This is a genomic window from Sphaerisporangium perillae (genome assembly GCF_023276435.1).
GTDB classification, from domain to species: Bacteria; Actinomycetota; Actinomycetes; order Streptosporangiales; family Streptosporangiaceae; genus Sphaerisporangium; species Sphaerisporangium perillae.
In genome coordinates this window covers 145,556-159,715 of record NZ_JALLPO010000002.1, presented here as the reverse complement: position 1 = coordinate 159,715, position 14,160 = coordinate 145,556, and the positions used below count along the sequence as shown (strand labels likewise).

The 14,160-nt window shown below is 72.4% G+C and carries 14 protein-coding genes; 5 read left to right on the top strand and 9 right to left on the bottom strand.

The window, feature by feature from the left end; translation table 11 throughout:
* The first annotated feature begins 207 nt into the window (after window positions 1-207).
* From MYF83_RS02715 to MYF83_RS02705, 3 genes are read left to right on the top strand one after another with little or no spacing between them, the layout of a single operon-like run.
* Complete coding sequence (locus MYF83_RS02715; RefSeq protein WP_248958529.1) at window positions 208-1,203, top strand: sugar ABC transporter substrate-binding protein; 996 nt, start codon at window positions 208-210, stop codon at window positions 1,201-1,203.
* Window positions 1,200-2,234 carry an ABC transporter permease gene (locus MYF83_RS02710; protein ID WP_248958528.1) on the top strand — a complete coding sequence of 345 codons (1,035 nt, stop codon included), beginning with the start codon at window positions 1,200-1,202 and terminating at the stop codon, window positions 2,232-2,234. The genes MYF83_RS02715 and MYF83_RS02710 overlap by 4 nt, the downstream gene beginning before the upstream one ends.
* Window positions 2,231-3,124 carry an ATP-binding cassette domain-containing protein gene (locus MYF83_RS02705; protein ID WP_248958527.1) on the top strand — a complete coding sequence of 298 codons (894 nt, stop codon included), beginning with the start codon at window positions 2,231-2,233 and terminating at the stop codon, window positions 3,122-3,124. Before MYF83_RS02710 ends, MYF83_RS02705 begins: the two co-directional genes overlap by 4 nt.
* A 7-nt stretch (window positions 3,125-3,131) precedes the next feature.
* Here the strand turns inward: MYF83_RS02705 and MYF83_RS02700 are convergent, their stop codons facing one another.
* Window positions 3,132-4,361 (bottom strand): isochorismate synthase, encoded by a 1,230-nt coding sequence (locus MYF83_RS02700; RefSeq protein ID WP_248958526.1) that lies wholly within the window; start codon window positions 4,359-4,361, stop codon window positions 3,132-3,134.
* Between the two features lie 246 nt (window positions 4,362-4,607).
* Here MYF83_RS02700 and MYF83_RS02695 point away from each other — a divergent pair, with 246 nt between their 5' ends.
* Window positions 4,608-5,474, top strand: a complete 867-nt coding sequence (locus MYF83_RS02695) for an SGNH/GDSL hydrolase family protein (RefSeq protein WP_248958705.1) — start codon at window positions 4,608-4,610, stop codon at window positions 5,472-5,474.
* A 252-nt stretch (window positions 5,475-5,726) separates the two neighbouring features.
* Here the strand turns inward: MYF83_RS02695 and MYF83_RS43570 are convergent, their stop codons facing one another.
* Genes MYF83_RS43570 through MYF83_RS02675 form a run of 4 tightly spaced genes read right to left on the bottom strand, consistent with a single transcriptional unit; the run spans window position 5,727 to window position 7,881 of the window.
* Window positions 5,727-6,635, bottom strand: coding sequence for a sensor histidine kinase (locus tag MYF83_RS43570; RefSeq protein ID WP_248958525.1), 909 nt, complete (start codon window positions 6,633-6,635; stop codon window positions 5,727-5,729).
* 9 nt (window positions 6,636-6,644) lie between these two features.
* Entirely contained in the window at window positions 6,645-6,911 is a 267-nt protein-coding gene (locus MYF83_RS02685; protein ID WP_248958524.1) for a hypothetical protein, read from the bottom strand.
* Entirely contained in the window at window positions 6,893-7,093 is a 201-nt protein-coding gene (locus MYF83_RS02680; protein ID WP_248958523.1) for a hypothetical protein, read from the bottom strand. The genes MYF83_RS02685 and MYF83_RS02680 overlap by 19 nt, the downstream gene beginning before the upstream one ends.
* Window positions 7,094-7,143: 50 nt before the next feature.
* Window positions 7,144-7,881, bottom strand: a complete 738-nt coding sequence (locus MYF83_RS02675; RefSeq protein WP_248958522.1) for an alpha/beta fold hydrolase — start codon at window positions 7,879-7,881, stop codon at window positions 7,144-7,146.
* 83 nt (window positions 7,882-7,964) lie between these two features.
* On the opposite strand from MYF83_RS02675, the gene MYF83_RS02670 reads away from it, so the two are divergent.
* Entirely contained in the window at window positions 7,965-8,918 is a 954-nt protein-coding gene (locus MYF83_RS02670; protein ID WP_248958521.1) for a helix-turn-helix transcriptional regulator, read from the top strand.
* A 14-nt stretch (window positions 8,919-8,932) separates the two neighbouring features.
* Here the strand turns inward: MYF83_RS02670 and MYF83_RS02665 are convergent, their stop codons facing one another.
* The 4 genes from MYF83_RS02665 to MYF83_RS02650 form a co-directional block, all read right to left on the bottom strand.
* Window positions 8,933-9,085 carry a hypothetical protein gene (locus MYF83_RS02665; protein ID WP_248958520.1) on the bottom strand — a complete coding sequence of 51 codons (153 nt, stop codon included), beginning with the start codon at window positions 9,083-9,085 and terminating at the stop codon, window positions 8,933-8,935.
* Window positions 9,082-12,498 (bottom strand): S41 family peptidase, encoded by a 3,417-nt coding sequence (locus tag MYF83_RS02660; protein WP_248958519.1) that lies wholly within the window; start codon window positions 12,496-12,498, stop codon window positions 9,082-9,084. Before MYF83_RS02660 ends, MYF83_RS02665 begins: the two co-directional genes overlap by 4 nt.
* A 261-nt stretch (window positions 12,499-12,759) precedes the next feature.
* Window positions 12,760-12,897, bottom strand: coding sequence for a hypothetical protein (locus MYF83_RS02655; protein WP_248958518.1), 138 nt, complete (start codon window positions 12,895-12,897; stop codon window positions 12,760-12,762).
* A 109-nt stretch (window positions 12,898-13,006) separates the two neighbouring features.
* Window positions 13,007-14,041 carry an Rv2578c family radical SAM protein gene (locus MYF83_RS02650; protein WP_248958517.1) on the bottom strand — a complete coding sequence of 345 codons (1,035 nt, stop codon included), beginning with the start codon at window positions 14,039-14,041 and terminating at the stop codon, window positions 13,007-13,009.
* Between the last annotated feature and the right edge of the window lie 119 nt (window positions 14,042-14,160).

Sequence of the window (14,160 nt, the reverse complement as noted above, 5' to 3'; positions counted from 1 at the left end):
GCCCGGTGAGAGTCTCTTGCCGGGCTTTTTCGCGTGTTCCCGCAGGTCAGAGTCCATCGTCCTGCCCTGCAACGTTTCCGGCGGATCCGGCGCGAAAGGCCTGTACGTCAGAATGTCACGACAAATGATTGACAGGGAGGTTACCTGAGGTTACAAACGCTGGCATGCGGCCGATCCCGTCCCCCGGGACGGTACGGGAGGTAATCCATGAGGTTGACCACACGGTTGATGGCGACGATAGCCCTGGGAACGCTGGCGCTCGGCGGATGTTCCAGCGGTGACGCGACCACCCCGGCGTCCGGCGCCCCCGCGTCGTCCGCGGCGGGCGGGCAGGGCGGCGAGAGCGGCGGCACCTTCGCCGTCATCACCCACGGCGGCGCCGGAGACGCGTTCTGGGACGTCGTGAAGAACGGCGCCGAGGCCGCCGGCAAGCAGTACGGCGCCAAGGTGACCTACCAGGGCGACGGCGACCCCGCCAAGCAGGCCCAGCTCATCGACCAGGCGGTCAGCCAGAAGGTCGACGGCGTGGTGGTCTCCATGGCCAACCCCGACGCCCTGAAGGAGTCGATCACCAAGGCGGTGGCCGCCAAGATCCCGGTCGTCACCATCAACTCCGGCGCCGACAAGTCCAAGGAGTTCGGCGCGATCACCCACGTGGGGCAGTCGGAGGAGGTCGCCGGGCGCGGCGCCGGGGAGAAGCTCAAGGCCGAGGGGGTCACCAAGCTCCTCTGCGTCATCCACGAGGCGGGCAACGTCGGCCTGGACCAGCGCTGCAACGGCGCCACGGCGACCCTCGGCGGCACCGTCGAGCGGCTGCAGGTGGACGTGAGCAACCTCGCCGACGCCACCTCCAAGATCAAGGCGAAGCTCCAGACGGACTCCTCGCTGAACGGCGTGCTGACGCTGAACCCCGCGGTCGCGATCGCCGCCCGTGACGCGATCAAGGACGGTGGATCCACGGCCAAGCTCGCCACCTTCGACCTGTCGGCCGACGTCGTCGACGCCATCGAGGCGGGGGAGATCCTGTTCGCCGTCGACCAGCAGCAGTACCTGCAGGGCTGGCTGCCGATCACCTTCCTCTACCTGTACAAGAAGAACCTCAACACCGTCGGCGGCGGCCTGCCCGTCAACACCGGCCCGGGGTTCGTGACCAAGGACAACGCGGCGCAGGTCGCCAAGCTGGCGCAGGGCGGCACCCGGTGACCAGCCTCCCGGCCGACGAGCGGATCGCGGGCGCCGGGCTGCTCCGGCGCCTGCTGATCCGCCCCGAGCTGGGCTCGGTGGTCGGCGCGATCGCCGTCTTCGCCTTCTTCTCCTCCCAGTCGCCGGTCTTCCGGTCGGCGGACGGCGTGGCCAACTGGCTGGACCCGGCATCCACGCTGGGCATCATGGCCGTGGCCATCGCCCTGCTCATGATCGGCGGGGAGTTCGACCTGTCGGCCGGAGTGCTCACCGGTACGACGGGGCTGGTGATGGTCACGCTGGCCACCAAGTACGGCTGGAACCTGTGGGCCGCCATGCTCGCCGGGCTCGTCCTGGCCCTGGCCATCGGCTTCGCCAACGGGCTGCTCGTGGTCCGCACCAAGCTGCCCAGCTTCATCGTCACCCTCGGCACCTTCCTCATGCTGCAGGGGCTGAACCTCGGCGTCACCAAGGCGCTCACCGGCACCGTGCAGGTCAGCGGCCTGCGCCGGGCCGAGGGGTACGACGGGGCGCAGGCGCTGCTGGCGGGGTCGGTGACGGTCGGCGGGGTGGACTTCCGGGTGGCGATCCTCTGGTGGATCGGGGTGACGGCCCTGGCCACCTGGGTGCTGATGCGGTCCCGCGCCGGCAACTGGATCTTCGCGGTCGGAGGGAACGAGCAGGCGGCGCGCGCAGTCGGCGTGCCGGCGGCCCGTACCAAGATCGCGCTGTTCATGACCACGGCCACCGCCGCCTGGCTGGTCGGCTCGATCATGGCGCTGCGCTTCACCTCGGTCCAGGCCAACGCCGGGATCGGGCAGGAGTTCATCTACATCATCGCCGCCGTGATCGGCGGCTGCCTGCTGACCGGCGGGTACGGCTCGGCTATCGGCGCGTCCATCGGCGCGGTGATCTTCGGCATGGCCGACAAGGGCATCGTGTTCGCCGGATGGGACGCCGACTGGTTCAAGTTCTTCCTGGGCGCGATGCTGCTGCTGGCGACGCTCGCCAACCGCTTGGTCCGCCGTTACGCCGAGGAGGTGCGACGATGACCCCGCCGCTGCTGGAAGCCCGCGAGATCGGCAAGACCTTCGGCAGCGTGATCGCCCTCCGGGGCGTCTCGATGCTCGTGCGGGCGGGCGAGGTCACCTGCGTCCTCGGGGACAACGGCGCCGGCAAGTCGACGCTCATCAAGATCCTTTCCGGGGTGCACGCCCAGGACAGCGGCGAGTACCTGCTCGACGGCACGCCGGTGCGGCTCGGCGGGCCGCGCGAGGCCCTCGACCGCGGGATCGCCACGGTCTATCAGGACCTGGCGATGATCCCGCTGATGTCGGTCTGGCGGAACTTCTTCCTCGGCTCCGAGCCGGTCGCCGGGCCGCTGCGCCGCTTCGACGTGGCCCTGGCCAAGCGGGTCGCACGCGAGGAACTGCGCGCGATGGGCATCGACATCCGCGACGTCGACCAGCCGGTCGGCACGCTGTCCGGCGGCGAGCGGCAGTCGGTCGCCATCGCGCGGGCGGTGTACTTCGGGGCGCGGGTGCTCATCCTCGACGAGCCGACCTCGGCGCTCGGCGTCAAGCAGGCCGGAGTGGTGCTCCGCTACATCGCGCGGGCCCGCGACCGGGGGCTCGGCGTGGTGTTCATCACCCATAACCCCCACCACGCCTTCCCCGTGGGGGACCGTTTCCTGCTGCTCAACCGGGGGACCAGCCTCGGGCAGTTCGACAAGGACGCGATCACCCGCGAGGAGCTCACCTCGCTGATGGCCGGAGGCGCGGAGCTGGACGACCTCGCCCACGAGCTCGACCGCCACGGCGTGGCGGGGCCGGCCCCGGCCGAGGGCTCGGCGGCGGAGAAGGAGCCGGTGAACGGCGACGAGCCGCCGGGCCAGGGCGCGGGCGGGGAGCCGGCGCTGGGGAGGAGGCCGGTGGAGGACTGAGCCGCGCTCAGCCCTCCAGGGCGTACCGCATCACGCGGAACTTGGCCTGCGCCTCGGCCAGCTCGGCGGCCGGGTCGGAGTCGCCCATGATGCCGCAGCCGGCGAACAGCCGGGCCCGGCGGCCGTCGATCTGGGCGCAGCGCAGGGCGATGCCCCACTCGCCGTCGCCGCGGCCGTCGATCCAGCCGACCGGTCCGGCGTAGCCGCCGCGGTCCATGCCCTCGAGCTCGCGGATCACGTCCAGCGCGACGCCGGTGGGCGTGCCGCCGACGGCCGCGGTCGGATGCATGGCCGCCACCACGTCCAGCACCGACGCGCCGTCCGCCAGCCGGCCGCGCACCCGGCTGGCGAGGTGCTGCACGTTGGGCAGCACCAGCAGCTCGGGCTCGTCCGGCACCGTGAGGGAGGCGCACAGGGGCGTGAGCGCCTCGCGGACCGAGGCGACCGCGCAGGCGTGCTCGTGGCGGTCCTTGCGCGAGGCGAACAGGGCCGCGGCCTGCGCACGGTCCTCGGCGGGGCCCGCTCCCCGGTAGGTGGTGCCGGCCAGCACGAGCGACTCGATGGCCTTGCCGGTGTGGCGCACCAGCAGCTCGGGGGTGGCGCCGACCAGGCCCGCGCAGGAGAAGGTGTAGCAGTCGGGATAGGCGGCGGCCAGGCGGTCCAGCAGCACCCGCACGTCGATGTCGTGCTCGGCCGTGGCCACCAGGTCGCGGGCCAGCACGACCTTCTCCAGCCGGCCCGACCTGATCTCGCGCACCGCGCGGCCCACGGCGTGCTGCCACTCCGGCGCGGTGAGCGACCCGTCGCCGTACACGATGCGGCCGGGGGAGCCGATGGGCGCCACCAGGTCGATCGGCGCCTCGCCGACCGTGGTCAGCCACGCGCGGCCGTTCCGGCGGCCCAGCACGACACGGGGGACGACCAGCACCGAGCCGGGGGCGTCGGGGTCGAAGGTGAACGAGCCGAAGGCGACCGGCCCTGAGCCGGGCACGTCCACGTCGTCGTCGATGTGGGCCTCGCCGAACGCCGTCGCCAGCCACGCCCTGGCCCAGTCGAAGCGGTCGGGCCCGGGAGGAACGCTCACCCGTGCCGCCTCACCCCAGGCGACCAGGCCTTCACCGCGGTGGACCCAGGCGTAGGGGGGAGCCTGCGGCAGTCGCGCGATCAGATCTCCGGGGTGATGGATGGAGATGGTGCGAACCAGCGGGGGGCGGGTTATCCCGAGCGCGACACTCACTCTGCCCACCTTATGCGGAAACTGAACGCGTTCGACATCGGGCCCCGGTTCGGCGGTCCCACCCGCCGCGGGTGATCGGGCGTCATGGGCGTCCCCACAGAGGTCCCGCCCTGTCAAGCCGCGATAGGAACTTGGTCAACGGTAGCAACGCGTCCCCTGGAGGTAATAGAGCGCACCCTTGCCGATCTCTACCTTGGGTTCTCGATCTCCCGCCCGGGATCGATCGTCCCAGGTGTGGAGGTGACCATGGTCCGGAAGATCGCGCTCGTTCTCGCCGCCGCGGTGGTGTGCGTGCCCGGCACGGCCACGGCGGCGGCCGAGCCGCTGCCCGTGGTGATGGCGGCGCTCGGCGACTCGATCAGCGCCGGGTTCAACGCCTGCGGCTGGTACGTCAAGTGCACCTCCCGGTCGTGGTCGGCGGGGGACCATCCGGGGGTCGAGAGCCACTACCTGCGGCTGCTCGCCCTCGGCCAGGGCATCAAGGGCCACAACCTCAACTTCGCGGTGCCGGGGTCCACCAGCGCCGACCTGGTGGTTCAGGCCCAGAAGGCCGTGGCGGCCAGGGCGTCCTACGTCACGATCCTCATCGGCGCGCAGGACGCCTGCGTGTCCAGCGAGTCGCGGATGACGCCGGTCGCCGCCTACCGCGCCCGGGTCGACCGCGCCCTCGCCGTGCTGGCCCCCACCGGCGCGAGGGTGTTCGTCGCCAGCATCCCCGACGTCAAGCGCCTGTGGCGCATCGGCAAGGACAACGTCGTGGCGCGCTCGTTCTGGGCGCTCGGCCACATCTGCCCGACGATGCTGGCCGACGCCGCCTCCAACGCCAAGAAGGACCAGGCCCGCAGGGACCGCGTCAGGGAGCGCGTGCAGGACTACAACGAGCAGCTGGAGCAGGCGTGCGCGGCCTACGGCCCCGGGTGCCGGTCCGACGGCGGCGCGGTGTTCGCCTACCCCTTCACGCTGGACCACATCAGCAAGTGGGACTTCTTCCACCCCAACGCCGACGGGCAGCGGGCGCTCGCCCAGACGACCTTCAAGCACGGCTTCCCGTGGGATCCCGCCCCGCTCACACCCGACGCCGCGACGCCCGACCCCCAGGCCGTCGCCCCCTGACGCCCGTCCGCGCCCCGGCCCCGGAGGCCAGGGCGCCCGCCCCACGCGCGCCGGTGGTTCGATGGCGACCGCCACCGCTTCGCCCTACTGGGGGTGCCGGTAACGAACGTGTCACCAGCCGCCAAGTAGTTGATCTTGTAGTTGTCGCGGACTGTGACGGCCTGGCCGTGGATCCGGGCGAAGTAAGTGGCTGTCTTTGCACCTGTTTTCACAGGTGGCGTTCTGCGATCCGCTTCTATCAGGAGACCCGAGTCAGGAGACCCTCAAGGTCCACTTCTCCTTCGCTGGTCTGCGCGCCGGCGCGTCGGTCTCGGGCGCGAGGTCGGTCACCGGGAAGCGCGTGGTGAGGCGCACACCCGCGTCACCGAGGACGGTGCGGGCGGACTCCAGTTCGGCGGACAGGCTGCGCCCCCGGTATCCGGTGACGGCGGCGCGCACTTCCTTCAGGGCCTCGCGCCCGATGCGCTCGATGTCGCCGGCCTGCTGGGCGGCGGCGCCGGCGTCCGACGGCAGCACGCGGCGCACGGCCTCGGCCTTGACGACCATGACCGACAGGGTGTGGCCGAGCAGGTCGTGCAGGTCGCGGGAGAAGCGCAGCCGCTCCTCGGCCACGGCGGCCCTGGCGAGCTCCTCCCGGGTCTGCCTGAGCTGGCCGATCACCTCGAACAGCCGCAACATGATCGCGGTGACCAGGCCGGCGGTGAAGGTCCCCCAGCCGAGGGACAGCACCTCGCCCCAGTCGCCGCCGTCGCGCAGCGAGAGGGCGCACGCCACGGCGATGGTCACCATCAGGACGGCCGCGGCCCTGCCGAGCCCCTTGATCGCCACCCCGCACGCGATCGCGAACAGGGGGAACAGCGTGTACCAGAAGCTGTGCATCGCAAGGACCAGCACCAGGGTGAGCAGCCCCATCGCGGGCAGCGGCCCCCGTTCCGCCTTGCGGGGGTCGATGAAGGCGAGCCTGATGGTCCAGAGGTAGAGCGCGGCCGCGGCGACCAGGCCGGGGATCGCGAGCCACATCGGGCGGGCCTCGCCCCGGACCACCTCCCACAGCGGCCCGGCCAGCAGGATCAGCCATGGGGACATGCCCCGCGCGTCCGGGCCCTGCGCCGCGAAGGCGCGGTCGAGGGGGCCAGGACCCGGGGCGTGCGGCTTGTTCACCGGGACAACCTAACCGGTCCCGGACGGAGCGTCGTCCCGGCTCCGCCGCTCATGCCGTGCGGCCGGCCCGCCGGTAGCCGTACAGCGCGTAGGCGCCGAATAGCCGTTGCCGAGGCCGAACAGCGTGAACGGGATCGTGCCGGCCCACAGCAGGATGATGATGGAGATCCACCGGCCGGGGGCGAGGGTGACGTGGTTGACCAGCGCGCCGGCGGCGAGGACCGCGGCGATCGCCGGCACCACGATCACCATCCCGGTCATGGTCTTGCCGGCCACGATGGTCGCGGGCGCCAGGGGGTGAGCCGCAGCTGGCGCAGCCAGCCGAGGGCCTTGTCCTCGCCGAGCCCGGTGCCGTTGTTGAAGGCCGCGCCCATGCCTCCGTAGGCGGCCATGCCGACCATGATGTACAGCGCGGCCTGCCGCTCGTCGCCGGGCGCGAGGCCTGTTCGGCACGACAAAAGTACTACCGCGGACCGCTCTTAATCTACAAAGTAAAGACGTGGAGCCGTCACAGCGTGCCGAGCAGGCGGGCGAGGTCGGCCGGACGGGAGAACATCGGCCAGTGCCCGGTCGGCAGTTCGTGGAACTCCCACTCCGGGCCGGACAGCGGCGCGAACATGGGATGCCCCTGCTCGATCAGCCCTCTGACCTCGTCGAGCGGGAAGGAGCAGCTGATGAGGGCCTTCGGGAGCTTCGCGGTGCCCGCCTCCGTGCCCGCCGGCAGCCGCCCGGTGAGTGTGCCGTAGGGCTGCGGGGTCATCCGGGCGGCGACGCGGGCCTTGTCCGCCTCGTCGAGGCCCTCGGTGCTCGCGCCGAGCATCTCCTGCTCCTCCCAGCTCGGCGGCTCGTAGCGCCAGCCGCCGGTCAGGTGCGCCTCCACGAACCCCCGGCCCTCCGGCGGGTAGAGGTCCAGCGTGGAGGTGCCCTCGCCGATCGGGCCGCTCTCCAGGTAGACGATCTTGGAGATCCGCTCGGGCACCCGGCCGGCCGCACCGGTGACCGCCGCCCCGGCGCCGCTGTGCGCGACGAGCACCACGTCACGCAGGTCCTCCTGGACCAGCGTGCCGGCGATGTCGTCGATGTGGGTGTCCAGGCCGGTCCCCGGGCCGCCCAGGTGGACGCGGTCGGCGAGGCCGGTCGGCGTGATCGGGTGCACCGTGTGCCCTGCGGCGCGCAGCGGCCCGGTGACGCCCTCCCAGGCCCACGCGCCCAGCCAGTATCCGGGGACCAGGACGAACGTGCTCATGTCTTCTCCTTCGGGTGGGTTCTTCGTTCCTCACCATAGGATCGAATCCGGGCAGAATCCGTCCGGATAAAGAAGGAGATCTCATGTCTCATCCCGTGACGCGGGTGCTGGCCCTGCTGGAGCTGCTCCAGGCGCGGCCCGGGCTGACCGGCGTCGAGCTGGCCCGGCGGCTGGAGGTCGACGAGCGCACCCTGCGGCGCTACGCCGCGCGCCTGGGCGAGCTCGGCGTCCCGGTCGAGGCCGGCCGCGGCCGGTACGGCGGCTACCGCCTGCTGCCCGGCTACAAGCTCCCGCCGCTGATGTTCACCGAGGACGAGGCCGCCGCCGTCGTGCTCGGCCTGGTCGCCGGCCACCGCACCGGGCTCGCGGTCGGGGAGAGCGCCACCGAGAGCGCCCTGGCCAAGATCCGGCGGGTGCTTCCCCAAGGACTCCGCGAGCGGGTGGAAGCGGTCACCGACACCGTCGGCCACACCTCCCGCGCGGTCCCGGCGGCGCGCCCGGCCGCCGACACCCTGCTGACCCTCGCCGCCGCGGCGCGGGCCCGCAGGCGGGTGCGGCTGCGCTACCGCTCCTGGCGGGGGGAGGAGACCGAGCGCGAGCTGGACCCCTACGGCCTGGTCTTCCACGCCGGCCGCTGGTACGTCACCGGCCTGGACCGGCTGCGGGAGGCGATCCGCACCTTCCGGCTGGACCGCGTCGTCTCCGCCGCGCCGCTCGAGGAGCGCTTCCCCGACCCAGGCGCCTTCGACCCGGTGGCGCGCGTGGTGGAGTCGCTGTCGTCGGTCCCCTACCGGCACGAGATCCGCGTCCTGCTCGAGATCTCCCTGGCCGAGGCCCGCCGGCGGCTGCCGCCCACGGTCGCGACACTGAGCCAGGCCGAGGACGGCGTGCTCATGGTGGCCCGCGCCGAACGGCTGGACGGCATGGCCACGATGCTCGCCGGCCTCGGCCTGCCCTTCACCGTGCTCGCCCCGGACGCCCTGCGCGAGGAGGTCACCGCCCTGGCCGGCCGCCTGCGCTCCTACGCCGCCCGCTGAACCGCCGGCATCCCCTACCGGAGCACGCCGGCCAGGAAGCCGATCGAGCGTTCGATGATCGGTGAGATGGCGGCGCCGGCGAAGCAGTGCCCGGAGCCCGGGACCAGGTCCGGGTGATCGTAGACGGCGACCCCATCGGGGGCCGGCACGCCGGCGGGCACGGTCACCGGCGCGGAGGCAGCATCGGGGTGCCCAGCCGGGGGCGGTCGGCCGGGTCGGGGGTGTGCGGAGGGTACTGGGCCAGGCGCTCCAGCGCCACGTCGATGGCCCGTTCGAGCTGGGTGTCGACTCCCCGCGCGTAGTCCTGCGGGGTGATGTCCACCTCGATGTCCGGATCGGTGCCGTAGTTCTCCACCCGCCAGCCCACGTCGTCGAACGCGAAGGAGAACTCCGGCTGGGTGGTCACCGTGCCGTCGGCGAGCCGGTGGCGCGGCCAGATGCCGATCACCCCGCCCCAGGTGCGCTTGCCGATGAGCGGCCCGAGCCCGAGCAGCTTGAAGGTGTGGCTGAAGATGTCGCCGTCGGAGCCGGCCCACTCGTTGGTGACGGCCACCAGCGGGCCGCGCGGCGACTCGGCGGGATAGGGCTCGGGGACGCCCCAGCGCGGGTAGTCGTACCCGAGCCGCCGCCGGGCCAGCTTCTGCAGCAGCAGGCCCGAGACGTGGCCGCCGCCGTTGAAGCGGACGTCGACGACGAGCCCCTCACGGTCGTACTCGGCGAGGAAGCCGCGGTGGAACTCGGCGTAGCCGTCGGGGCCCATGTCGGGGATGTGCAGGTAGCCGACCCTGCCGCCGGTGCGCTCATGGGTGCGGGCGCGGTTGGCCTCCACCCAGTCGCGGTAGCGGCCGGGCTGCTCGTCGGAGATGGCCTTGACGGTCACCGTCCTCGGCGGCCCGTCGCCGCGCCTGACCGTCAGCTCCACCTCCTGGTCGGCCTGGTTGACCAGGAGCCGGGCCGGCCCGGACGCGGCCCCGACGGGCTGGCCGTTGATCGCCACGACCGCGTCGCCGGGCCGGATGTCCAGGCCGGGTCGGTTGAGCGGGGAGGTGGCCTCAGGATCCCAGGGATCGCCCGCGACGATGCGCGCGATCGTGTGCACGCCGTCCGCGTAGGACCAGTCGACGCCGAGCTTGCCCTGCCAGTAGTGCGGCCGGGGCCGGTACTCGCCGCCGCTCTCGTAGGCGTGGGAGGTGCCGAGCTCGCCGAGGAGCTCCCACAGCAGGTCGGAGAACTCACCACGGGTGCCGACACGGTCGACCAGCGGCAGGTAGCGCTCGTAGACCCCGTCCCAGTCGATGCCGGCCATGTCCTGCACCCAGAAGTTCTCCCGCTGCAGCCGCCAGGCCTCGCGGAACATCTGCCGCCATTCGGCCTCCGGGCAGACCGACACCTTGACCCGGTCCAGGTCGATCCACCCGGCGGCCCTGCCGGGGGCGTCATCGTCGGGCGGCGACTCGCCGGCCTTGACCACGCGCAGCCGCTGCCCGGAGCGGTAGAGCAGCGTCGTCCCGTCCTGGCCCAGCCGGAAGTCGGTGACGCCCGAGGCGAGGGTCTCGCACTTCTGCTTGGCGAACTCGTACGCCTGCAGCGTGCCCGAGGCCGGCTCGGGGACGAACTCGTCGCCGAGGCTGCCCTGGACGGGGAAGGAGGTGAACAGCACCTTGTCCTTCATGCCGGCCACGCGCTCGTAGCGGCCCTCGGGCACCGGGAAGGCGATGACCCGCTGTTCGATGCCTTCCAGGTCGATCTCCAGGGCGGGCTCGGCCGCGCCGTCCGGCTCCTGTCCCCTCGGCTCACCGCCGGCTCCGTCCGCGGCCGTGCTCTCCGCCTCGGCGGCGGCGCCGTGCCGCTCCCCGTCCTGCGTGCCGGCGGCCTCCTCGCCGGTGGAGGACTCCTTGCCGGAGGGGCCGTCGCCTCCTGACAGGGGCCGGGGCTCGGGCACGAACGGCGAGCCGACGTCGGCCCTCAGCGCGATCGCGTACGGGCGGGTGCCGAGCGGGAAGCCCAGGTCGAACTGCAGGGAGTCGTAGACGGGGTTGAAGACCCGCTGCCCGATGAAATAGAGGTACCTGCCCTCGGGGTCGAAGGCGGGCCGGCTGTCGCGCAGCACCGGCCGGGTCGCGCGGGAGACCTCTCCGGTCGCGACCCTGCAGAGCTTGATGGCCGTGGTCTGCGCGGTGTCGGGGCAGGTGTAGGCGAGCCAGTGCCCGTCGGGGGACCAGACGACGTCCTCGATCCTGCCGAACCGGCTGCTGTCGACGACGGTCAGCCTGCCCTGGCCCGCAGCCGTCGCCGCGCCGGCCGTGGTGTCCCCTCCCCGGCCCGCACCCGCCGCCTCCCCGGAGCCCGCCGCCGCACCGGGGCCCGCCCCGTCACCGGCGGCCGTGGCCGGGGGGAGGTCGACGACCAGGAGCTCGTTGCGGTGGTTGGTCACCGCCACGCGGTCGCCGGCCGGCGACACCTCAAGGCCGATGGCGCGCCCGGTGTCCAGCTCGGACAGGCGCACCGGGGCGGCGCCGCCGTCGGCGGTCAGCACGACGAGCACCTCGCGGTCGCCGTCGTCGCTGGCCGCCGCCACCAGGCGCTCGCCGTCCGGCAGCCAGGTGAGCAGGCGGTAGCGCACGCCGTCGGGCTCGCCGTGCTGGCGGACCGGCCCCTCCCAGTTGCCGAACGAATACGCCTTGCCGCGGGTGATGATCGCCAGGCCGCTGCCGTCCGGGGTCAGCCGGGCGCTGTCGAGGTAACCGCCGGCCGGGACGAACCTCCGATTGCGCTGGGTGCGCGAGCTGCCGAGCCGCACCTCGACGCGGCGCGACTCGCCCTCGGCCGGGTCGAGCACGTACAACTCGGCCGCCGCGTGGTAGACCAGCCGCCTGCCGTCGCTCGCGAGGTTCCGGGCGTAGTAGTCGGTGTGGTCGGTGTGCCGCTGGAGGTCCTCGCCGGTGGGCGTGCAGGAGTAGACGTTGCCGATGCCCTCGTGGTCGGACAGGAAGTAGACGCGCGGCCCGGCCCAGCAGGGGGAGGCGAGGTTGCCCGCCAGGGAGATCAGCCGGGTGAACAGCCCCTTGCCCTCGCGGTCGACCCATAGGTCGCCGACGGTGCCGCCGCGGTAGCGCTTCCAGCGTGCCGGGTCGGCGGTGTTGCGGCCGAGGACGATGGCCCCGGCGGGCCCGTAGGAGATGGAGTTGGCCGGCCCGTAGGGCAGGCGCCGGGTGATGCCGTCGGCGTCGACGCGGTGCAGCCACTTGCGCCGGTCGAACGGCTGGCCCTCGTCGCTGGCGAAGATCACCGCGCCGTCCGGGTCCCATGCGGTGACCGTGCACAGGGCTCCGTCGTAGGTCATCCGCCGGGCGGCTCCGCCGTCGGCGGGCATGACGTACACCTCTTCGGGGCCTTCCTCCCGCCCGACGAAGGCGATCTGGGTGCCGTCGGGGGAGAAGCGGGGATACCCGGCCTCGGCGACTCCGGCGGTCAGGCGGAAGGCCCTGCCGCCGTCGGCGGACACCATCCAAAGGTCGTCTTCGGCGGCGAAGACGACCACCTCGCCGAAGATCGTGGGGAAGCGGAGGTAAGCGGACATCGATCCTCGCGTTCGGGGGCCGGGGTCTCCATGATCAGGCACCCGGGCCGCCGCGTCGAGACCGTGAAAGATCCCGTCTCGCGCCGCGGAGGGCCGCGCGCCGGGCGCCGCGGACGTGCCACGCGGATCGCCCGGGGCGTTGGACGCGGTCACCCGCCGGCTCGGCGATGCGAGGCGGGTGCCTGATCACGCGGGTCACCCGGACGCCCTACCTGCGGGCGGTGCCCGCCGGTGCGGCGCGGTGGATCGCCACCGTCACGATCACCGGGCTTCTTCGGGTGCGGTGGCCCGTGTGTCCTCTTCCTCGCGTTTATTCTGTTTGATCTCGCGCGTGGCCTTGATGGCCGCCTTCTTGGCCTTTCCGGTGGCCTTGCTGGACTTCTTCTTCGCTCCGGCCATGATTCCCCCTGTTCATGGGTCTCCTTGCACGACAATGCGCCATATTCGACGCATCACGCGCGTTAAATACCCAACAGCGGAGTCAATCACCCATATAGGCCTTTCGGCCTCACAGCAGCGTGAGCTGCTCCGGCCCGGACGGCCCCGGCGCCGGCGCCGAGGGGCGCGGGTGGCGCGCGCCCGCCCGGGAGGACCGGCCGACGCCGTGGCGCTCGGCCAGCTCCTTGACCTGCCGCGCGACGCGCGCCTGGTAGGCCTTGGGCGCGTACGCGCCGCGGCCGTACAGCTCGAGGTAACGGGGGACCAGCCGGGGATGCTCGCGGCCCAGCCAGTCGAGGAACCACTCGCGGGCCCCCGGTCTCAGGTGCAGCACGATCGGCACGATGTGGGTGGCGCCGGCCTCGGCGATCAGCCGGACCGTCTGCTCCAGCGCCCGCGGCGAGTCGGTGAGATAGGGCAGGATCGGCGCCATCAGCACCCCGCACGGCAGCCCGTGCCCGGTGAGGGTGGCGCAGACCTCCAGCCGCACGCCGGGGCGCGGCGTGCCGGGCTCGACCGACCGCCACATCTGCTCGTCGGTGAAGCCGATCGACAGCGAGGTGGAGACCTCGGCGCGCTCGGCCGCCTCGCACAGCAGGTCGAGGTCGCGCAGGATGAGCGAGCCCTTGGTGAGGATGGAGAACGGGTTCCCGGCGTCCCTCAGCGCGGCCAGGATGCCCCGCATCAGGCCGTAGCGCCCCTCGGCCCGCTGGTAGCAGTCGACGTTGGTGCCCATGGCGATGGGATGGCCGCCCCAGCGCGGCGAGGCCAGCTCCTTGCGCAGCAGCTCGGGGGCGTTCACCTTCACCACGATCTTGGAGTCGAAGTCGCGGCCGGAGTCGAGGTCGAGGTAGTTGTGGGTCTTGCGCGCGAAGCAGTAGACGCAGGCGTGGGAGCACCCGCGGTAGGGGTTGATCGTCCACTCGAACGGGACGTGCGAGGCGCCCGGCACGCGGTTGACGATCGAGCGGGCATGGATCTCGTAGAAGGTCATGCCGCGGAACTCGGGGGTGTCGAAGGTCCGTGTGACCGCGCCGCGGGCGAACAGCGGCACGTCAGGAGTGCCCTGGCCGGCGTCGGTCAGGCGCAGGTTGTCCCAGCGCATGGCTTGATTAGAACAGAGGTTCGACACAGATCGCAACCGCGGAAAGTGGCGGCAAAAAGCAGGCCTGGAAACGGCTAAAGATCTTCGTGGTTGGGCAGAACGTCGGCACACCGCTTGCG